The organism is Pseudomonas sp. NY15181, assembly GCF_048068055.1.
GTDB lineage: Bacteria > Pseudomonadota > Gammaproteobacteria > Pseudomonadales > Pseudomonadaceae > Pseudomonas.
This window is the reverse complement of the sequence record NZ_JBLUPT010000004.1, coordinates 86,472-106,316: the sequence shown is the minus strand read 5'-3', so window position 1 is coordinate 106,316 and position 19,845 is coordinate 86,472. Positions and strand designations below refer to the sequence as shown.

The following is a 19,845-nucleotide window of genomic DNA, read 5'->3' as shown; positions in this document are numbered from 1 at the left end:
GCCGATGGGCTCAGGTCATTGTGAGCTGATCGCTGGGAACGGGTTGGTCGGAGAAGTCGGGCCAGGAGACGTATTTTTGATTACAATCCGGGATCGTTTCCAGAAGCCAGTTCATCTCTGCTTCCGGTCCGCGTATCCCGCACTCCCAGAGCTCGATCACTCGCCAGCCTAGCCTGAGCAGTTCGTCTCGGTTCCTGAGGTCACGCTTCACGTTCTGGTCGAATTTCGTTTGCCAGAAGTCCTCGTGGGTCTTGGGGGTCGTGGCGTATCTGCAGCCCGGGTGCCTGTGCCAGAAGCAACCATGAACGAAGATGCAGACCCGGTAACGAGACAGCACTACATCGGGTTTGCCTGGAAGATTTCGCTGATGCAAGCGGTACCTGAAGCCTTGCCGATGAAGCAGCTTCCTGACTTTCATCTCTGGCAATGTATCGCTGCCACGGATGCCGGCCATCATTCGAGACCTGACTTCTCTGCTGACTATGTCCATGAACAAACCCCAGATGACCTTGCCCCTGTCGCAGGATACCGCCTTGGAAAACACTTCTGCGCTTTGTGAGCCCATACAGATCGTGGATCTCTTCGCAGGTCCAGGAGGACTGGGCGAGGGATTTGCTTCATCCGGCAATGGCAACCGATTCGATATCGTCGTTTCGGCCGAGATGGACCCCGTTGCCCGTGAAACTCTAAGGCTAAGGGCTTTCTTCCGTCGGTTGAAGCGGGCGAACTCTGAAGGGCTGAAGGACTACTACGACTACTGCAATGGTAAGTCTGCCACTCCTTGGTCTGATGCCACCAAGAAGGAGTGGGATGAAGCCGACCAAGAAGCTCGCTGCATTACCTTGGGTTCGAGGGAAGGTGATGATGAGCTTCATGCGATCATCAAGACAAAGAATCTAGACTTCAAGCGCCCTTGGGTGCTGATTGGCGGTCCTCCATGCCAGGCATACTCCATCGTGGGGCGTGCTCGCAATCAGGCCAAGGCTGGTTACACGCCGGAAAATGACCATCGGCACTTCCTCTATCGTGACTACCTCAAAATCATCCAGAAGTGGAAGCCTGCCGTTTTCGTGATGGAGAACGTGAAGGGTATCCTCTCGTCCCGGGTTGGGGGCGAAAAGATCTTCTCTCAGATTCTCCAAGACCTCTCTGATCCGAACCGGGCTCTTGAGATTAATGAGCCTGGCACGAAGTACCGCATTTGCTCGCTGGTTAGCCGAGAATCATACGGCCCGGGTGAGGATGTCGATCTCGTCGATCCCCGCAGCTTTATCATCAAGGCAGAGGAACACGGCATTCCGCAGGCCAGGCACCGTGTAATCCTTCTGGGTATAGCACTTGATGAGAATGGTGAGATTCCTCTGCACTCTATGCTGGATACAGCAGACAAGGTATCGGTCGGTGAGGTAATTGGCACGCTGCCAAAACTCCGAAGCGGTGTGACGAAACCTCGAGATAGCGATGAGGTCTGGTACCTCGAAGTGGCTAATCAACTGGGCACACTGAAGCGTGAGGCCCAAGAAAGAGGCAAGCCGCGACTTTCGAGCGAGTTGGGGATTGTGCGGCAGAAACTCGACCTCCCCAAGCTTGGCGTTGGTGCCCCACGAGTGCCTCGCAAGGGCGACGAGGGAGCGACTGGAATACTGCATCTGGACAAGTGGTATCGAGACGAACACCTCGATTACTGGCTCAACCATCAGGCTCGTAGCCATATGCCTTCTGACTTGGGTAGGTACATCTACGCAAGCATCTTCGCACAGCTGAATGATCGCTCACCAAAGGGCCACGAAGAGTTTGATCTTCCTAGCCTCGCACCCGCTCATAAAAACTGGGAAAGCGGCAAGTTCAGTGACCGCTTCCGCGTACAGCTCGAGAACGAGCCTGCAACTACAATTACCAGTCACATCTCGAAGGATGGGCACTACTTCATTCACTATGACCCCCTGCAATGCCGTAGCCTGACGGTGAGAGAGGCGGCAAGGCTCCAGACGTTTCCTGACAACTACTTCTTCCAAGGAAACAAGACGCAGCAGTACCACCAGGTGGGTAATGCTGTGCCCCCACTGCTAGCGTCCAAAATTGCTTCGATAGTATTTGGTGTTGTTCGGCAACAGATGGCGGCTGCAGGCGTGCAGAGGGACCATCCGCTTGTTGCGATTGCTTGAACATCAGGTTGTTGGCGCAGCTGTATGCGGCGGCTGTTGAATTCAATCGCGCGGTCTCCAACTTGGCCTCCTTCAGCAACTGGTCCCATGTTGTTTCAGGACCGGCTCTTCAGCTCCTTGGGGATCAAGCCGGGGTTGGGCGAGACCTGATGTTGTCTGGCTTTCTCAATTTTCACCCATGGGAAGGTATTTGCGAGCGCCAAGGACATAGCCAAATAAATCGCCGACGCCTCCGAATGGTGTGGAATCTGTATCCTCCCACGAAGAAGGCTATGCGCCCCGCTGATAATGTTGCCTCGGTAGAGAAGTCAGGAGGTCGAGCGCCACTGTCATCGAAAAGATCATCGCGAGCAACATGCCCAAAACGCTGAGGTCTTGGCCCTCATCGCTGAACATGAAGTTCACCATCCGATCGCGCCTGAGGCCTAAAAGCGTTCTGAAAAAGCAGGGCTCGCACAGACCGATCTCATAGCGCTCGCCATCATGGGCTGAGCCATAGCACCAATTGGCACGAAGAGTGCCAAATTGCAGTCCATACTCCTTAACATGCGTGCTATTGCCGCAAACGTCGCACTGTACATCGCTGACCGATTTGATTGGTTCCATTGCTGCGATCCCCCTTGGTAGGTATTGAGCGCACGTATGGTCGATCAAGAGAGGGCGATTAGCGTAGGACTCCATATTCAATCCGCCCAATCAGACTCATCACATCACGATCGCCGTTGTGCTCTTGCAGTTGTTCGATAGGGGACTTGATGCCAAAGGCTCTTGCAGGCGATACCAACCAGCGCGATGTTTGGGTTGCGTTGAGGGCGAAGAGCGCGAGTGCTGCTTCCAGTACCTGAGTCAGCGACTCCCCCTGCCTGAGCCGGGCGCTTGAGTTTGGCGGTGATGTTTCACTGCATTTCTCGTGGTGTTGACAACGAGCGCTGAGCCAGCCATTGCGTTCGTGGATGCAGCCCGGGGCCCCACATAGCTCGCACACTGACTCTGACAGTTGCTCCACAAGGTCCACTACGGCCGCGACGTAGTCATCACCTCCGTGGTGGTAAAAGCGAAGTCCGCCAAATTTTTCCTTTATCTGTGAGGCAATGGCCTGTTCCGAACCTGTGTGATCGATGTGCTGTTGTATCAAATCGCATGCCGCGTAGATCAGGGCGAACCAGCCGTCCTGGCATTCGAAGCCGAATAACTGAAGGCATCCGTGCCCCTGCGCAGGGAGAAGCTTGGGGTACCGTGAGCACAGGATGGTTTCCAGGGTTTTGTCCATGGGGGTTGCCCTCACTCAAGAGCTGCATGATGCGCTTTGCTGTCAGAACCATGAGTCTTCTAGTGCAAAACCATGGCGTTCGAGGACTTCGTTGATCGCCCCACAGGTACGTTCGCACCGGCGCAATTCGCAATCGGTGAAGGACACTGCCAGGGCGAGCAGCCAGGCCAACTCGTGCGAGCGAATCTCCAGTGGATCGCAGTACCAGACCTGTACGATCGAGATGCTCGGGTCCTGGAAGTGGAAGCCATCGACAAGCTGAAGCGACCCCTGCCTGTCTCGCCAGCCGTCAAGGCTGATGGCATAGGTTTTCTGCCAGTTGTCCGCCAGCATGCTGATTTCACTCAGGGCACTGATACCGGCGAGCGGAAGACCCGAGGTGTCGAGATCCCGCACGTAGAAATCCCGGATCCTGGGGTTCGAGATGCAGTCTCTGACCTCGGTCAGGGAGATCACTCCGGCCTCGTAAAGGCTGGATTGCACCTGCTCGACCAGTCCAGGTTCGTTGATCATACGTAGCTGAGCCATTGGCACCTCCTTTCCCAATTCGGTTTTTCATCGGCGATTTCGGTGGCAATGAGCCAAATACGGCAGACGACCACCGCGTATGGCCACGCGCGGCCGAAATCGGAATGGCACGGCCGAATTCGGACGTTAGGTGTCCAAATTTGGAAAAGAAAGGCCTGAGTGGGAAAGACACTCGACGACTGTGCGCTCATAAAAGGTGGCTAACCTGGGGGTAACTTACCGAATTTCCCTGGAAAACGACCAAGTTTCCCTGTCGGCGTTTTCCGCAGGTTTAGCTGTGAGATACTTTATTTGAGGCCGCGCGATTGCGAGCAAAGGCGTTGTACGTCACTTCGTTCCTCCCCACGCGGCTCGCTTTTTCTGCGCTTCGCTTGAAAAAGAAAAGGCGTACTTAATACGTCAATAGCATTGACATAAAAATAATAACAAGGTGCTCATCATGGATAGAAAAACAGCGAGGCTAAGCCTCCGAATAACTCCTCACGACAAGAGAATCATCACCGCCAAAGCCCGTGGTCTCCATCTCAGCGTTGCCGATTGGCTGGTCCGGGCCGCGCTGGATCGCGAAATCATTCCGCCGATCCCGGTCTGGGACGCTGAGTCGATCAATCACTTGTCTCGCATCGGCAACAATCTCAATCAGTTGGCTCACTCGGCCAATGCTGGACTGCTTGTGGATGACGCAGCACTGCGTGAAATCGCAGCCGAACTGCGTGCCCTGCGGGGGCTGCTGGATGATTTTTAAGGTCCGCAAACATCGCTCGAAGCGACATTTGCGCATCTTGGTTCGGTATCTGCTGTCTCGTAAGGGTGAGTCAAATGAGCGCGTGCTGCGGCATGAGTCGATCAACGCGTTGCCGATGTTGCCCGGCGAGACACCGCTCAGCTATGCGAAACAGTGGGCTGCTGCGCTGTGGGAATTCACTGCTCGGGAGCGCTGCGGGAAAAAGCCACCGGAGGATTATTTTGTACATTCCGTGCTGAGTTTTTTCCCCGGAGATACCGAGCACAAGGCTGATCAACTGACAGCTGAGCAGGCGATTGAATTGGCTAAAGAGGCGATGGTTGAAGTCGCTCCTGGAGATCGGCAGGCGATGTATGTCGTGCATGGCGATAAGGCTCACCTGCATGTCCACATCGTATTTTCTGTCGTCGAGCGTGGTGGACGGATCTGGAATCCGCGCATGGATTTTCGACTCTGGGAAGCTGCTGCAGCTCGGCTGGAAGTGAAACATGGCTTGTATCAGGTGACCGTTGGACGGCCTGGTGGGGAGCCGGCTCGGAAAAGGTCGCCAACGGGCAATGAGCTGAATATGGCCATTCGCACCGGGCAGCCCTCAAACCGAATGTTGCTTCAGCAAATAGTCGATGTGGCGTTGGCTGGAAATCCCCCATTTCCTGTTTTCTGGCAGCGCCTGCTCGATGCCGGTGTCACGCCAATCCCTCGGATAGCGAGTACTGGTCGAGTCTCTGGAGTCTCGTTTCAGTATGGGGATGGGTTTCCTATGAAAGGAAGTGACCTGGGGAAGGGCTACTCATGGTCGGCGCTCGCCAAACAGCTCAACTTTGCGCCATCGCAGCATCTTCACCTGCTACGGCCTTTCGCGGTTGATCCCGTCGATCCGGGGTCGATACACATGGAGGCCGATCCCTCCGTACCGGCTTTGCTACAAGGGAAGCCTCCAGCGCTCGAGCGATTTATTGCCAAACCTGTCAGTGATCAACGGATCGATTGGGTATGGAAGAACAAGCCGACACGGACCGCATTCATCGAGTCGCCCAAGGTGTGCGTTGCCAGATCTGCCCATCAATCCGTTTATGAGGCAATGGCCGAGCGTTCTCGGCTGCGTCGGGTGAAGCGAGTAGGTGTTACCGGAGGTGAGGTATTCCGCAGGCGGATGTGGTTCGAGCTGGCGCTGCGTGGCATTTCGGTTGTGGGGTATGAACCAACAGAAGCAGATAGATTTCGATTGGAATGGTGGATGAATGAGCAAGCTGAAAATGGCCGAGGAGATGGCTCGGCAGGCGGTCCAACTCCGGACGGAGGAGATGTCTCTGGCCCTCTCCGTAAAGTTGGATGCCATGCGGAGGGCAAAAGTGTCGACCAGCGAGGAACTGGCGGAGGCGATGTACCCGTTGCTTCAGGGCATGACATCACTGGCACTGGAGAACCAGGTGCTGCTCAAGGAAATGCGTGTGTTGATGCGCAACGAGGTTCAGGAAATGAGGGTGGAAATGAGCGAGCTTCGAGCGATATTGATGGAACTCAAAACCGTGTTGAGGTCCTCGTATCCGCAGGTGCAGGACTGAGTCCCGAGCCTCACTTCACGCCCTATATGCGCCGAGCCTCTCGCCTGGGGAAGGCGGCATTGCTGCGCCAGGGTGTGCATTCTGCGCTCGAAACCGAGGACTTGCAGACCATTATGGACATGGTATGGGAGCTGGATCGCAGGTTTACGCGGTGGAGTATCGCGTGCGCTAGACCCGGCAACGAGCCACTCTGCAATTTGACTACGAGTGAGCAGGCTCACTCTGCTTGGTCCAACTTACAGGTGCTGAACAGCCAGGGCTGCAATGTGCAGTTGTCGCTCTCATCGGCTGACAGCTGGCTGCATCTGGTCAATGTAACTGAGGCGGATCTCTTGGTGCTGAGCGCACGGGGAATTGAGCCGACCATCCAGTTCACCCGGAACGGTGTGACCGAGATCTTCGTGCATGTGAACTATGGATGTGAGCGCCGTGACGTTATGGATAGCTTGGCAGAGCAGGTTCAGGTTGGGCTTCAGGCGAGCGTTCGGGCACACATTGGCAGCGTGTCCTTCCCATTGCCTGGGTTTGACTGCTGGCATGATGAGCAGCTGCAGCTCTGTAGTGCTTTCAGGCTCACCCCAAAAACGATGGGAATGCAGTTTTCGAGTCAACTGCGGCAGTTGAAGGGCGAAGCGGGCCCACCCAGGATGCTGGGAGCTGTACCCATACAACGTTCTCAGGTCATTGATGAGCACGATGAAGGGCTGCTGAATGGGCGACCCCGTCCCCAGTCGGAATTGCCCGCTCCGTGAGTCGTAGGCGGCTTTGCAGGGGACGTTCTGCCTCGCTCGTTAAAGCAGCCAACCTTCGACAGCCAGGAGGTGGGCTGCCTCCTGGAAATGGCCGCGTGATGGGCGGCAGCAGCGCTAAGACGCAGCTCGCCTGTTCTTCTGGCAATGCGGTTTGAGCCGCTGGAGACGTTGGTAGTTCTCCCGCGCGATGTGCGAGAGATCGATATCCAGATGAAGTTGAGCAAGCTTCTCGTATCGTTGGGCAAGGGAGAAATTCTGGCCATAGTTGATGGTCGTGTCGTCGTCCAGTGCATGGCCGACGAGTGTCTTGATCATCATCTCCTGCACCCCGGCTTTACGCAGTAGATCAATAAAGGTGTGGCGAAAGCTGTAGAGGCAGTAGCCCATCCCCTTACTGAGGCCGCAGGCGTTGAGGTAACCCAAGTCAGTGATGCCTTGGCCACTGAACCAGCGGGAGGCTGCGCGCGCATGACCATGCCTCCGGTCATAGGGCAACTCGGGGAACAGCGGTTGGAATCGACCGCCCTGTTGTCGCCGTATGGCGACGAAGTCGAGGAAACCAACGGCGATCAGTTGAGGATGCAGCGGTATGTACCGGGCGCTGGCGTCGGTCTTCAAGCGCTGCAGGGGACCTCTGTCAGTGATTCGTATGACGGGGATACCGGACTCCTCGAAGACGTCGCCCGCATTCAGTTGGCACAGTTCGCCAGGACGTGCACCGGTGAGTACGCCAAGCAATGGGAGCCAGAAGCAATAGCTGTATGGCGTCCAGCGGAAGCGATCAGTCGGCTCGGTGGTGTAGACGCGACTGGTGAAGATCGCATTGAGTTCGGTCGTGTCAAACGTAGCGTAATGAGCCGTACTGGGATATTGCCCAGCAAGCTTCACGCTCATATCGAGCTGGCCGAGCTGATACTTGGATTCCTGGCAAAAAACGATGAAGCGCTTCAGCAGGTTGAAGTAGCGGTGGATGGTTTCGCCGCTGATATAGCCTTCGATGTTTGCATCGTGAGTCCGTGAGGAATCGATCACTGGAAGACTCAGGGAGTTCTTGTTCTTGAACTTAAGGGAGTCTTTTAGGCTGGTGAGATCATTCGTACACAAAGAGCTCGTCAGGCGATCGGGGCCCAGCAAGTTAATGATCTGCTGCAGTTGTGAGCGGTATTTGTAGGTGGAGCCATACTCCCAGTGTCCAAGTGCGGCGTACTCATGGATCATGGCGTTGGCGGCATACTGCAGCGTGACCTGCCGTGATGGAGCAGGTGAGCTGGGGAGGGCTGCAGTATCTCGTAGAGACTGACCGGGGAGGGCGTTCAAGTGCTGAGGGTTATTGAGCAGCGCTTGAATTGTGGCGGCCAGCGTGAGCGGGTCGAGCGTATTATGTTGCGGGACAGTAAAGGTCAGGGTGTTAGTGCATGACATTGCAACTCCTTGGCTCCAAAGTGAGGCCATAAGGAGACTCTTTCTATGACCAAGCCTGGGGCTACCAAGCTTGTGGACCCAATATAGAAATGGTTTTAGCTCTGTCAAGAGAGTATGAGCTTTGCTGCATGTCGATATGCTTTAAAACGGTGCTTGATTATTTTTAAACCTCCGGCTGGCGGAGGTTGTAGAAAAATCAATAAGTAGAAATTTTTTTTTGCGTGAAGGGGAAAGTAAGGGGCGGCTGAGACCATGGATGCGGTTGATGGTGACGCCGGCACTCTGGCCGGCGCCTGGCATTCCGACGGATTACTGTGAGTCGTGTTGTTGCTTCAGCCAATCCACCAGTGCCTGGTTATCGGGCTTCTCGGTCGACAGAGTGTTCCGAATAGCGCTCGAGGGGTGTCGTGCCGAGGTGGGGCGACCAGGGCGAAAGCTGCGTTTCTGTAGGGCCTGAAAGCGCTCATAGCTGACATGGCTGAGATCGAGGTTGAAGCGCAACATTTCCACGGTTTCCTGCTTGAGCTCCATGCTGTAGCCATTGCCATACTCCCTGGTCGTCGAGTCATTGATATGCCCTGTCAGCGCTTGAATACGTGGCTGATCCACGCCGGTCTGGCGCAACTGGTTGACGAAGGTGTGGCGTAGCGAATGGAAGCTGAGGCCATTGCGTCGAGGAAAGCCACACTGCTGTAAGTAGCCGACCCGTTGCGGGTCGCCACAGAACCAGCGCGAGGCGAGGTGACTGTGAGCACGGCGAATGTCCGCGCGCATTTCGGGAAACAGCAGCTCCTTGCGCGATGAGGCTTCGGCACCGCGTTGCGCGAGGAACTCCAGAAAACCTTTCTCGATGAGCACCGAGTGCAGCGGAATGTCCCGTTCACTGCTGGCGTTTTTCAGCAGCTTGTGTGGATGGTTGAGGTTGTGGCGCATGACCCAGATTCCTCCGGGGCTCTGGCAAATATCCTCCAGGGTGAGCTGACAGAGTTCGTTGAGCCGGGAACCGGTGAACAACCCGAGTAGGGGGAGCCAGAATTTGTAGCTGTCCATCCGCCAACGGGGAACATCGTGGGCAGTGTATACCGGACCATTGAACAGCATCTGCAGCTCCTGCTGCGTATAGGCGCGACGAACGCGGCTGCTCTTCTTGCGGGCGATTTCCTTGAGCCGAACCGGGCCCGCGATGTCGCGGGCGATCCACTCATTGTCGTAGGCGAAGCGAAACATGCCCTTGGCCAGATCGAAGTACTTCTTCGCCGTTTTGGCGTGAATGGCTTCATAGCCCCCTTGTGCGATCAGGACGTGGATCGGTGTGTCGTTCAGCTCGCTGATCTGTCGGCGGTTGCGGGGGTACATCAGCAGCACGGTGCGCAGATTGCGAAAGTCTTCGGTGGTGATCGACGCAATGGGGCGCGTAGGCCCCAACAGCTCGCAGACCACTTCCAGGCGTGCGCAGTTGAGAAAGCGCGTGCCTTGATGGGACCACTGGCCGGTCAGCTCCTGCTCGCGCCGGTAGCGCTCCATCAGTTGATGGACACTCATCTGGCCCTCAGTGCGCTGTTCGCTGCGGGGCTGGAAGCCGTTGGCGAACAATGCGCCGAGGGGATTGGCTGGCACCGTATCGGCGTGCGCGCTGGGCAAGGTCCAACTGGCGTCTCGCGTTGAGGCGGCAGCGTCGGGTTGCGTGGGGCGCGGAGGCTGGGGATGGTCGTCATCGGGGCGCAAGCGGCCCCGAATTGCCTCCACGTGCAGACGCAATTCGTGCAGGCTTGGAATGCCTCCGCCAAAGTGCTGGCCCTGCCTCACCAGATCGGTCAGCCAGTCGAAGCGCTCCAGCACAAAGCCCGCCTTCAGCACAGCCTCGTGCAGATCCTGTGTGTGCAGGTCGAGGGTCAACTGTTCCGGCAGTTGGGGGTAGTGCTCGCGCAGCAGTTGAGGCGTGCTGATGTCCAGCCGATGTGCGCCGCCGGTCGCTGGATGCAACCGATGGCTCGGTGTGTCGGAACCGGCCTGGGTGTCTAGACGGCGTAGGTGCTCGTGGTCGCGCTCGCGCAGATCCTGTGGGCGCAGTGGCAGCCAGCGCGGGTCATGGTGAAAGTGCAGGCCGTGTTCCGGAAGCAGGTAGCGACGCAGGGCCTCGAGATGGAAGCTGGCCTGGTAGAGGGGCAGCCATTCACCGCGATCCAGGCAATGTTGAAGTCGCTCGTTCAGCTCCGCCAGGCCTTGCAGGATGAAAGCGGCACGCTGCTCGCCTTCCTGGGGATTCAGGGTGTGCAGGTCGAACACCTGGGTTTTCAGCATCAGCGGGTAGGCGGCTCCGAGCAGCTCCGGCAAGGGGGCCTGCACTGTGAGCTGGTGCTCGTCACGCAACAGAAAGGTCGGCGTCAGGCGCAGTTGTTCGAGGCGTTGACGGCCGACACTGAGGCTCAGGTCCTGGACCGGGCAGGCGACCTGCGAACTCTGGGGGCGCGCCGACGGACTGGGGGCACTCTGGCGACTCAGTGGCGGAATCGAGCCTTGAATCCGCTGGAGCTCCTGCTGCAGGCCTTCGGCGGTCTTGATGTCGCCCAGACGGAAGCGCAAATCGCGAATGCGCCGAGCGAGATTCAGGGCCAGCTCCCGAGCGTCGTCCAGTGGGACGCCGTCGAGCGACCAGCGAATTTCGCGGCCCACGGAGGGAAAGCGTTGTTGCAGGAGGCTGGGCAGGATCAGCCGGAAGGTCAGGCGATCTGCGTGGTCGCGGTACAGGTAATGAGAGAGATGGATCATGGGGTTCAACCTCGTCGTAATTGGAAATTTGCGAGAAATTTCCAGACTCGGTTTGAACCCCTTGATCAGTTAAGTCTTAAAAATCAAAGACTTAACGATTTGATTGGTGGAGCCGGGGGGATTTGAACCCCCGTCCGCCAGTTCTCCGCTGTCGGTTCTACATGCTTAGCCATCTCTACTGAGTTAACTCCGCGCCGCCCGAGTGGCAGGGTGCTTGGAGCGAGCTGTATGAGTTTTAGCCGTTACGCCTACAGCGAACTTGGCGGCGATCCTGTTCTATATGACAGACCTAATCTTCGGGTTTACAGGCATCCCCTAGGGTCTGCTAGCGGCACTTAGGCTGCTAGGGCGTAGTTGTCGTCGTTGGCAACTATAAAGTTGTGGCAGCTGATTTACGAGAACTGTCACCTACTCGGCATGCCCCTCGAGTTTTGTTACCGGCGTCGAATCCTAATCGGCCCCAAAACCTTTAAGGTCGCCGATCATTCTACGGGAAAGCCGCCCTGATAGCCACCCAGGGCGGCGCAAGCTCCTGTCAGCTCAGGAATTTCAGCACGGCTTCGGCCACGGCTTCGGAGGATGCGGGGTTCTGACCGGTGATCAGGCCGCGGTCGACTTCGACGTGGCTCTGCCAGTCGGGGCCCTTGCTGTAGCGGGCGCCGTTGGCCTTGAGCATGTCCTGGACGAGGAAAGGCACCACGTCGGTGAGACCCACGGCTTCCTCTTCGCTGTTGGTGAAGCCGGTGACATGCCGGCCCTGCACCAGTGGACGGCCGTCCAGCCCGCGTGGATGGCGGAATACCGCGGGGGCGTGGCAGACGGCGGAGACGGGTTTGCCGCTGGAGTGGAAGGCTTCGATCAGCGCCACCGACGTGCGGTCCTCGGCCAGGTCCCAGAGCGGGCCATGACCGCCGGGATAGAAGAGGGCGTCGTAGTCGTCGGCGTGTACCTCGGCCAGTTTCACGGTATTGGCCAGCGCGGCCTGCGCTTCGCTGTCCTGGCGGAAGCGGCGCGTGGCCGGGGTCTGGGCGTCTTCCTCATCGCTCTTGGGGTCGAGCGGTGGCTGGCCGCCCTTGGGGGAGGCCAGGGTCAGGGTGGCGCCGGCATCCTTGAACACGTAGTAGGGCGCGGCGAACTCCTCGAGCCAGAAGCCGGTTTTCTTGCCGGTGCTGCCGAGCTGGTCGTGGGAGGTCAGGACTACCAGGATTTTCATGCTCACTCCTTCGGCGTATCGCTGTGACGAGCGGCTGCCGCAGCAACGGCAGCCCAGATTGGTCAGTGTAGGCGGTACGCCGCGCTCGTCAGCGTGACAGGGTGATGCCCAGATAGGCGGCGTACAGCACGCCGTTGAGCAGCAGCACCCAGATCGGTAAGCCGTCGCGCTGGGCGTTGAGGCGCAGCCAGAGGGCGGCGCCAAGGGTGATCAGAACGCCGGTGAGTACTTCGGTGCGCGGTTGCCAGGGGGTGAGCAGGATGCCGATGGCGGGCAGCAGGGTGCCCTGGAACACCATGGCGCCGCTGATGTTGCCGAAGGCCAGGGTGTCCTTGCCGCGACGAACCCAGAGGATGCTGTTGATCTTTTCCGGCAGCTCGGTGGCGATCGGAATGATCAGCAGCGACAGCAGCAGCGCGGAGACGCCCAGCAGGTGCGACAGCCCCTCGACGCCGTGGATGAAGCCCTTGGCGCCCAGCACCAGCAAACCCAGGCCCAGCAGCAGCTGCAGCAGGATGGTTGCCAGGTTGGTCGGCAAGCCGATGCGTGACAAGTACATGTGGTGGTCGGCCTCGGTGCCGTGGCCGTTCTCGACGAGCTCCTGCGAGGCACGCAGCGTGAGGGTGATGTAGGCGACGTAGGTGAGCACCAGCAGCAGGCTCAGGCCGAGGCGTACCGTCAGGTATTCCGCCGGCACGAACATAGCGACGGTGGCGAGGCTGAAGGCGATCAGGAAGAAGTTCAGGTCGCGCTGCAAGCCGCTGCGCTCGGGGCGCACGCGCCCGGTCAGGCCGCGCGCGCGCAGGGCGAAGCAGGCCATCAGGCAGGTGGAGAGGGTCGATAGCATCAGCGGTGCGCCGAGGATGGCGCCGACGCCGACTTCCTCGTTGAGTCTGGCGTTACTGGTGCCCGCGAACAGCGCCAGCAGGGGGATCAGGGTTTCCGGCAGGGCAGTGCCGATGGCGGCGAACAGCGAGCCGGTGACACCTTCGGAGATCCCCAGGCGTTCACCGAAATGCTCCAGCGCGTTGGTGAAGACTTCGGCGGCGACCAGGATCACCATCAGCATGCCGAGCAGTTCGAGGATGAAGGTCAGCATGTGCGGGGCTCCAGGTGGATGGAGCGAGGGACGGGGCGGTGCATCACGGTGAAAACTCCCGGCCGGTTCGATACCCATGACCACGCGCTCCCCGGCCGTTCGGAGGCTGCGTGGTCAAAGGTCTTGCCAGGCGATGTATCGCTGGCGACGCCATGGCCTGAAATCTGTCTACGATCTGCTGCGCGTCGGCAGAACATCGTTGAGACCCGCTGAGAAATGCTCATTTACTCGCGTAAACTCCGCTTTCTCAGCAGCTCTCGCCTAGTTCTGCTCTAGCTCGCGAGATCGTCAACGGATTTGGGCCAAGTGTGTTGACGTCGCCCCCGTTCGCACGAACGGTCGGCTACTCCCCAATGACGCGCGCATTCTAGCCGATCGCAAGCTTAGCTCAACCCGACCGCTCACCAGGTGTCGATCAGTGGACGCTTTTTCCCCTGGCGCGGCGCCGGGCGGGGCGTCGAGGCCAGGCCGCGCAGCAGCCAGCGGCGGGTGTCGGCCGGGTCGATCACGTCATCGATCTCCAGGTAGCTCGCCATGTTCAGCCCCTTGCCGTTGCGGTACGCGGCGGCGACCAGCTTGTCGAACAGCTTCTGCCGCTCCTGCATATCTTCCATGGCGGCCAGTTCCTTGGCATAGCCGAGGCGGATCGCCCCTTCCAGCCCCATGGCGCCGAACTCGCCGCTGGGCCAGGCAACAGTGAACAGCGCCGCGTGGAAGCTGCCGGCGGCCATGGCCTGGGCGCCCAGGCCGTAGCCCTTGCGCAGCACCACGGTGAAGAAGGGTACGGTAAGGCTGGCGGCGGTGACGAACATGCGCGAGACGTGGCGCACGGTGCCGGTCTTTTCCGCCTCCGGGCCGACCATGAAGCCGGGGGTGTCGCACAGCGAGATGATCGGTAGGTCGAAAGCATCGCACAGCTGCATGAAGCGCGCGGCCTTGTCGCCGGCCTCGGCGTCGATGGCGCCACCCAGGTGCATGGGGTTGTTGGCGATCAGGCCGAAGGGCTTGCCCTCGATGCGTACCAGCGCGGTGATGATGCCGGCGGCGAAGCCTCGGCGCAGCTCCAGCACCGAGCCGCTGTCGGCCAGTTGCTCAATGACCTGGCGGATGTCGTAGACGCGCAGGCGGTTTTCCGGCACCGCGTGGCGCAGCAGGCGTTGGTCCGCGCACTGCCAGTCGTCGGTGTCGCCCTGGAAGTAGGCGAGGTACTGACGGGCGATACGGGTGGCTTCGGCTTCGTCCTCCACCAAGATGTCGATCACCCCGTTGGCGCTCTGTACGTCGCTGGGGCCGACCTCCTCGGGGGCGAACCTGCCCAGGCCGCCGCCCTCGATCATCGCCGGGCCCGCCATGCCCAGGCTGGTATCGTGGGTGGCGATGATCACATCGCAGCAGCCCAGCAATGCGGCGTTGCCGGCGAAGCAGCGGCCGGAGACCACGCCCACCAGCGGCACCAGTCCGGAGAGCCGTGCCAGGCCGACGAAGCTCATGTTGTCCAGCCCGGCCACGCCAACGAAATCGGTGTCGCCCGGCCGCCCGCCACCGCCTTCGGCGTAGAGCACCAGCGGAATGCGCCACTGCTCGGCGAGGTGCAGCATGCGGTCGGTCTTCTTGTGATTCATCACGCCCTGGGTGCCGGCGAACACCGTGTAGTCGTAGGCCAGCACCAGACAGCGCGCCTTCTCGTCGCCGAACTGCGCGGCGTTGATGCTGCCCAGGCCGCTGACCAGGCCGTCGGCGGGGCTGCTGGCGATCAGCTCCTCGACGCTGCGGCGACGGCGCTGGGCGGCGATGGCCAGGGCGCCGTACTCGATGAAGCTGCCGTCGTCGAGCAGGTCGGCGAGGTTCTCGCGGGTGGTGCGCTTGCCGATCCTGTGGCGCTTCGCGACGGCATCCGGGCGGCGCTCGTCGAGGCCGATGGCGTGGCGTTCGATGACGTCGGCGAGATCGGCGCGTATGGCATCGAGATCGATGGCGGCGGCATCCTGGCCGGCCTGTGATTCGATGTCCGCCGGCTCGACGAACAGCAAGGCGTCGCCTTCGCCAAGGCTGTCGCCGGGTGTCGCGGCGAGGCTGTGGACGATACCGCTGGCGCTGGCCTTGACCTCGAATTCCATCTTCATGGCTTCGACTACGGCGATGGTCTGGCCCTGTGCGACAGCGTCGCCGGGCGCTGCATTCAGGCTGACCAGCACGCCCGCGCTGGGCGTCGCCAGTGGAATACAGCCGGCCGGTGCTTCGCTGGCGCGCTGCTCGACCGGTGCGTGGCCGGCATGGCTGAAGAAGCGGTGGGGGTGTGCGTGCTCCTGCGCGCCGAGCAGGCTGGACAGGTGCTCCTCGATGTAACGGGTGGTCACGTGATTCTCGGCGACAGCCGGCTGACACAGCAGGTTGAGCAGCAGCGGGATGTTGCTCGCCACGCCTTCCAGGCGGAATTCACAGAGCGCGCGGTAGGCGCGCTGGACCAGCTGCGGATAGCCGCCGTTGCCGTGGACGATCAGCTTGGCCAGCAGCGAGTCGTAGCCGGCGCTGTTGCGGTAGCCGGCGTAGCCGTAACCGTCCACGCGCAGGCCGGGGCCGCTGGGTGGTTCGTAGGCGCTGATCCGGCCGCAGGCGAGTTGGGGCGTACCGTCGCTGGCGAGGCTTTCCAGGTTGATCCGCAGTTGCAGGGCATGGCCGCGCGGCGCGGGAATCTCGGCCTGGGTCAGGCCCAGTTCGGCAAGGCTGGCGCCGGCGGCGATGCGCAGCTGCGCCTGCACGAGATCGATGCCGGTCACGGCTTCGGTGATGGTGTGTTCCACCTGTAGGCGCGGATTGGCTTCCATGAACACGAAGTCGCCGCTGTCCTCGTCCAGCAGGAACTCGAAGGTGCCCAGGCCGCGATAGTTCACCGCTTCGGCCAGGCGCAGGGCCGCAGCGAGGATGGCGCCGCGCAGGCGTGGATGCAGGTTGGGGCTGGGGGCGATTTCCAGCAGCTTCTGGTTGCGCCGCTGCAGGGTGCAGTCGCGTTCCCATAGATGGCTGACGCTGTGGCCGTCGCCGATCACCTGCACTTCGATGTGCCGGGCGCGCTGGATCAGGCGCTCGACGTAGAGGCGGTCGTCGCCGAATGCCGCGCGGGCTTCGGCCTGGCAGCGGGCGTAGGCGTCGGCGATTTCCTCGGCGCTGCGTACCGCGCGCATGCCGCGTCCGCCTCCGCCGGCCAGGGCCTTGATCATCATGCCGGCGCCGCTGGGCAGCTCGCGGAAGAAGCGCTCGGCGTCTTCCAGCGAAGTGGCGCGGTTGCTGCCGGCGGCCAGCGCCACGCCATGCGCGCTGGCCAGGTCGCGGGCGCGGGCCTTGTCGCCGAAGCACTCCAGCACCTGGGCCGAGGGGCCGACGAAGGTCAGTCCGGCGGCCTCGCAGCGGCGGGCGAAGTCGGCGTTCTCGGAGAGGAAGCCGTAGCCGGGGTGCACGGCATCGCAGCCCTGGGCAAGGGCAAGGTCGATCAGTTGCTGCGGGTCGAGGTAGGCGCTGGCGCCGCGTCCGCGCAGGGGCTGCGCCTGGTCGGCCTGGCGGGTGTGCAGGGAGTCGGCGTCGTCTTCGGCGTAGACCGCCAGGCTGCGGATACCCAGTTCGGCGGCGGCGCGGGCGATGCGAATGGCGATTTCGCCACGGTTGGCGATGAGCAGGTGCGTCAGGGGCATGGCGATTCCGGTTGTGATTCTTGTCGGTCGGCAATCGCTACATCTTAGGTAGGTGGTGGGGGGGAGGAATGAAGTGCTTTCTCGCGAATGGGGAGAGCTTCGTGAAGCTTATTGGCGCAATGGACCGCTGAGCGCCTTGATGTCGTCAGCGCCCGGAAAGGAAGGCGGCCGACCAGATCGGCCGGCCGTCACAGAGGGATCAGGATTTACCACTCTGCTTGAGCAACTTCAGGGCTTTTTCAGTTTGGGCGATGCAAGCCTTGGTATTGCCCGACTGCTGGGATTGGATAGCCTTTTCCTGCAGGCGCATGGCTTGATCCTGGGTTTGGGCGCTGCCGGCATTGGACTGCACGGCAGCATCGATTTTCTGGAGGTTGTCGCTGCACAGGTCGGCGGCGAAGGCCGGCGACGCCAGCAAAGCGACGGTAATGAGCAAGGCTATACGTTTCATGGTGGTACTCCTGGCCAATCGACCGAGTCGCGGCGGACCGTTCATGCGGACCGTAAAGGGTGGACGGCCGGGTTTCTTGCCAGGTTCATTCTTTTTCGCCAACGGTTGCCGGCAGTTCGACGCATACGCCGAGGCCGGCGCCATCCAGGCCTTCGTGCAGGCTGATGCGGCCATGATGAATTTCCACGATGCGCTTGACGATGGGCAGGCCAAGCCCGCTGCCGGCGCTGCTGGCCACGCTGGGGCTGCGGTAGAAACGGGTGAAAATGGCCGCGTGCTCGGCCTGCGCCACACCGGGGCCGTTGTCGCGCACCCAGAGCTCCAGCTGGTCGCCCGCGCGCTCCAGGCTTACCGCTACGCGGCCGCCTTCGGGGGTATAGCGCAGGGCGTTGCCGACCAGGTTGGTGAGGATCAGTCCGAGCCAGACCGATACCCCCATCAGCGTGGCGTCCGGGTGGGTGTCGAGGGTGAGTTCGATCTGCTTGTCGATGGCCTGGGGAGCGAGTTCGGCAATGGTTTCTTCGGCGAGCAGGCCGAGGTCGACACGGCGGAAAGTCTCGTGCAGTTCCTCGCCGTCGAGCCGCGCCAGGAGCAGGATCTGCTCCATCAGCGCACTGATGCGCTCCACGCTACGGCTGACCTGCTGCAGGCCGTGTGCATGGGCCGCCGGGTCGGAGGAGCGCAGCGCCACCTGGGCGTGGGTGCGCAGGCTGGCCAGCGGCGTACGGATTTCGTGGGCGGCATCGCTGGTCAGGCGGCGTTCGGCCTCCATGGCCGACTGCAAGCGCTCCAGCAGCAGGTTCAGTTCCCTGACCAGGCTGTGCACCTCCACCGGCGCCCGGCTCAGCGACAGCGGATGCAGGCTGTGGGCGGTGCGCAGGTGGACCTGTGTGATCAGACTGCGCAACGGCGCCAGGCCCTGGCGCACGCCGAGCCAGACCAGCACGAGGAATAACGGCAGGGCCAACAGCAATGGGAACAGCGCACTGAACAGCAGCAGGCGCAGCGTCTTGGAGCGGTAATGCAGGTCCTCGAATACCCAGATCCGCACGCCATTCGGGCCCGTCGAGGCGATCTGCAGCACTCGCCAGTTCACGTCGCCCTGCTCCAGCCTGGAGAAGCCCAGGGGCTGCTGCTCGACGCCGGGCGGCGGCTCGTCGGTGGTGAGCAGTCGCTGACCCTGGTACCAGATGGAGTAGCCCAGCGTGGCTTCCCGGCGTATCAGTGGCAGGCCTTCGATGGCCTTGCGGCTGCGGGCGATGATGTCGCCCGGTGGCGTGGGCTGGGCATCGACGGAGTCGGCGATATCCACCAGGCTCAGCGCGGCCTGGCCGAAGTCGATCATGTCCTGGTCGTAGAGACCGTTCACCTGCTGGCGGGTCAGGTGATAGGTGAAGAAGCCGGCGACCAGCCAGCACAGCGAGATGCCGCCGATCAGCAGCAGCAACAGGCGGCGACTGAGCGAGCCGGCGCGGCGCGGGATGGGACTCACGGCGAGGACGGATTGCCGGGGCGGTCGATGCCGTAGCCGATGCCGCGCACGGTGCGGATCAGGCCATTGCCGAGCTTGCGACGCAGGTGGTGGATGTGGACCTCGATGGCGTTGCTCTCCAGGTCCCCGTCCCAACCGTACAGCGCCTCCACCAGGCGGGTGCGTGACAGCACCTTGCCGCGTTGTTCCAGCAGCAGGCGCAACAGCGCGTACTCGCGCGGGGCCAGATCCACCGGCGCGCCCGAGAGGCTGACCTGGTGGGTAGCCGGGTTCAGCATCAACTCGCCGTGCTGCAGCAGGGGGGCGGCGCGCCCGGTGCGGCGACGGGTGAGGGCGCGGACGCGGGCGAGCAGCTCGTCGAGGTCGAAGGGTTTGGTCAGGTAGTCGTCGGCGCCGGCATCGAGACCGGCCACGCGGTCGGCCACCTTGTCGCGGGCGGTGAGGATCAGCACCGGCGTCAGGTCCCCGCGCCTGCGCAGGCTGCGCAACACTTCCAGGCCATCCTTGCGCGGCAGGCCGAGGTCGAGCACCAGCAGGTCGAACTCATCGGTCTGCAGCGCCTGATCGGCGGCCTGGCCGTCCTGGATCCAATCCACGGTGTCGCCTTCCAGGCCGAGGCCGGCGCGAATGCCATCGCCCAGCAGTTGGTCATCTTCCGCCAACAGGATTCTCATTGGTGCCCCCTCAT

Annotated in this window: 15 protein-coding genes and 1 other RNA gene; 3 read left to right on the top strand and 13 right to left on the bottom strand. The window is 61.1% G+C overall.

Features of this window, described 5'->3' with window-relative positions; translation table 11 throughout:
* Nucleotides 1–10: 10 nt before the first annotated feature.
* Entirely contained in the window at nucleotides 11–454 is a 444-nt protein-coding gene (locus tag ACNFBT_RS12240; RefSeq protein ID WP_416749613.1) for a very short patch repair endonuclease, read from the bottom strand.
* 34 nt (nucleotides 455–488) lie between these two features.
* Between ACNFBT_RS12240 and ACNFBT_RS12235 the strand changes: the two genes are divergently transcribed.
* A complete protein-coding gene (locus ACNFBT_RS12235) occupies nucleotides 489–2,165 on the top strand; it encodes a DNA cytosine methyltransferase (protein ID WP_416749611.1) in 1,677 nt (558 codons plus the stop codon).
* Nucleotides 2,166–2,435: 270 nt separating this feature from the next.
* On the opposite strand, the gene ACNFBT_RS12230 is transcribed toward ACNFBT_RS12235, so the two are convergent.
* From ACNFBT_RS12230 to ACNFBT_RS12220, 3 genes are read right to left on the bottom strand one after another with little or no spacing between them, the layout of a single operon-like run.
* Nucleotides 2,436–2,771, bottom strand: a complete 336-nt coding sequence (locus ACNFBT_RS12230; protein WP_416749609.1) for a hypothetical protein — start codon at nucleotides 2,769–2,771, stop codon at nucleotides 2,436–2,438.
* A 58-nt stretch (nucleotides 2,772–2,829) separates the two neighbouring features.
* Complete coding sequence (locus tag ACNFBT_RS12225; protein ID WP_416749607.1) at nucleotides 2,830–3,435, bottom strand: antitoxin Xre/MbcA/ParS toxin-binding domain-containing protein; 606 nt, start codon at nucleotides 3,433–3,435, stop codon at nucleotides 2,830–2,832.
* Nucleotides 3,436–3,477: 42 nt separating this feature from the next.
* Nucleotides 3,478–3,963, bottom strand: a complete 486-nt coding sequence (locus ACNFBT_RS12220) for a hypothetical protein (RefSeq protein WP_416749605.1) — start codon at nucleotides 3,961–3,963, stop codon at nucleotides 3,478–3,480.
* Nucleotides 3,964–4,402: 439 nt separating this feature from the next.
* On the opposite strand from ACNFBT_RS12220, the gene ACNFBT_RS12215 reads away from it, so the two are divergent.
* A complete protein-coding gene (locus ACNFBT_RS12215) occupies nucleotides 4,403–4,708 on the top strand; it encodes a MobC family plasmid mobilization relaxosome protein (protein ID WP_170859938.1) in 306 nt (101 codons plus the stop codon).
* Nucleotides 4,698–7,025 carry a relaxase/mobilization nuclease domain-containing protein gene (locus tag ACNFBT_RS12210; RefSeq protein ID WP_416749603.1) on the top strand — a complete coding sequence of 776 codons (2,328 nt, stop codon included), beginning with the start codon at nucleotides 4,698–4,700 and terminating at the stop codon, nucleotides 7,023–7,025. Before ACNFBT_RS12215 ends, ACNFBT_RS12210 begins: the two co-directional genes overlap by 11 nt.
* A 114-nt stretch (nucleotides 7,026–7,139) precedes the next feature.
* On the opposite strand, the gene ACNFBT_RS12205 is transcribed toward ACNFBT_RS12210, so the two are convergent.
* The 9 genes from ACNFBT_RS12205 to ACNFBT_RS12165 all read right to left on the bottom strand — a co-directional run bounded on the left by ACNFBT_RS12205 (nucleotide 7,140) and on the right by ACNFBT_RS12165 (nucleotide 19,831).
* Nucleotides 7,140–8,447, bottom strand: a complete 1,308-nt coding sequence (locus ACNFBT_RS12205; RefSeq protein WP_416749601.1) for a site-specific integrase — start codon at nucleotides 8,445–8,447, stop codon at nucleotides 7,140–7,142.
* Between the two features lie 309 nt (nucleotides 8,448–8,756).
* Complete coding sequence (locus tag ACNFBT_RS12200; protein ID WP_416749599.1) at nucleotides 8,757–11,216, bottom strand: site-specific integrase; 2,460 nt, start codon at nucleotides 11,214–11,216, stop codon at nucleotides 8,757–8,759.
* A gap of 104 nt (nucleotides 11,217–11,320) precedes the next feature.
* Nucleotides 11,321–11,678, bottom strand: a transfer-messenger RNA (tmRNA) gene (gene ssrA / locus ACNFBT_RS12195).
* Between the two features lie 73 nt (nucleotides 11,679–11,751).
* Nucleotides 11,752–12,429, bottom strand: a complete 678-nt coding sequence (locus ACNFBT_RS12190) for a type 1 glutamine amidotransferase domain-containing protein (RefSeq protein ID WP_416749597.1) — start codon at nucleotides 12,427–12,429, stop codon at nucleotides 11,752–11,754.
* Nucleotides 12,430–12,517: 88 nt separating this feature from the next.
* Complete coding sequence (locus ACNFBT_RS12185) at nucleotides 12,518–13,528, bottom strand: sodium:calcium antiporter (RefSeq protein WP_416749595.1); 1,011 nt, start codon at nucleotides 13,526–13,528, stop codon at nucleotides 12,518–12,520.
* A 401-nt stretch (nucleotides 13,529–13,929) separates the two neighbouring features.
* The gene (locus ACNFBT_RS12180; RefSeq protein WP_416750105.1) at nucleotides 13,930–17,220 is read right to left on the bottom strand and encodes a carboxyl transferase domain-containing protein; all 3,291 of its coding nucleotides are present in this window, start codon (nucleotides 17,218–17,220) and stop codon (nucleotides 13,930–13,932) included.
* A 193-nt stretch (nucleotides 17,221–17,413) separates the two neighbouring features.
* On the bottom strand, nucleotides 17,414–17,665 hold the full coding sequence (locus tag ACNFBT_RS12175; RefSeq protein ID WP_416749593.1) for a hypothetical protein: 252 nt from the start codon (nucleotides 17,663–17,665) through the stop codon (nucleotides 17,414–17,416).
* Nucleotides 17,666–17,750: 85 nt separating this feature from the next.
* Nucleotides 17,751–19,148, bottom strand: a complete 1,398-nt coding sequence (locus ACNFBT_RS12170; protein ID WP_416750104.1) for a sensor histidine kinase — start codon at nucleotides 19,146–19,148, stop codon at nucleotides 17,751–17,753.
* 5 nt (nucleotides 19,149–19,153) lie between these two features.
* Nucleotides 19,154–19,831 (bottom strand): response regulator, encoded by a 678-nt coding sequence (locus ACNFBT_RS12165; protein WP_416749591.1) that lies wholly within the window; start codon nucleotides 19,829–19,831, stop codon nucleotides 19,154–19,156.
* Nucleotides 19,832–19,845: the final 14 nt, after the last annotated feature.

What these genes read in the sequence shown, in the direction of transcription:
- ACNFBT_RS12240 (WP_416749613.1), bottom strand. Translation starts at nt 454, where the DNA reads ATGGCCGGCATCCGTGGCAGCGATACATTGCCAGAGATGAAAGTCAGG.
- ACNFBT_RS12235 (WP_416749611.1), top strand. Translation starts at nt 489, where the DNA reads ATGAACAAACCCCAGATGACCTTGCCCCTGTCGCAGGATACCGCCTTG.
- ACNFBT_RS12230 (WP_416749609.1), bottom strand. Translation starts at nt 2,771, where the DNA reads ATGGAACCAATCAAATCGGTCAGCGATGTACAGTGCGACGTTTGCGGC.
- ACNFBT_RS12225 (WP_416749607.1), bottom strand. Translation starts at nt 3,435, where the DNA reads ATGGACAAAACCCTGGAAACCATCCTGTGCTCACGGTACCCCAAGCTT.
- ACNFBT_RS12220 (WP_416749605.1), bottom strand. Translation starts at nt 3,963, where the DNA reads ATGGCTCAGCTACGTATGATCAACGAACCTGGACTGGTCGAGCAGGTG.
- ACNFBT_RS12215 (WP_170859938.1), top strand. Translation starts at nt 4,403, where the DNA reads ATGGATAGAAAAACAGCGAGGCTAAGCCTCCGAATAACTCCTCACGAC.
- ACNFBT_RS12210 (WP_416749603.1), top strand. Translation starts at nt 4,698, where the DNA reads ATGATTTTTAAGGTCCGCAAACATCGCTCGAAGCGACATTTGCGCATC.
- ACNFBT_RS12205 (WP_416749601.1), bottom strand. Translation starts at nt 8,447, where the DNA reads ATGTCATGCACTAACACCCTGACCTTTACTGTCCCGCAACATAATACG.
- ACNFBT_RS12200 (WP_416749599.1), bottom strand. Translation starts at nt 11,216, where the DNA reads ATGATCCATCTCTCTCATTACCTGTACCGCGACCACGCAGATCGCCTG.
- ACNFBT_RS12190 (WP_416749597.1), bottom strand. Translation starts at nt 12,429, where the DNA reads ATGAAAATCCTGGTAGTCCTGACCTCCCACGACCAGCTCGGCAGCACC.
- ACNFBT_RS12185 (WP_416749595.1), bottom strand. Translation starts at nt 13,528, where the DNA reads ATGCTGACCTTCATCCTCGAACTGCTCGGCATGCTGATGGTGATCCTG.
- ACNFBT_RS12175 (WP_416749593.1), bottom strand. Translation starts at nt 17,665, where the DNA reads ATGAAACGTATAGCCTTGCTCATTACCGTCGCTTTGCTGGCGTCGCCG.
- ACNFBT_RS12165 (WP_416749591.1), bottom strand. Translation starts at nt 19,831, where the DNA reads ATGAGAATCCTGTTGGCGGAAGATGACCAACTGCTGGGCGATGGCATT.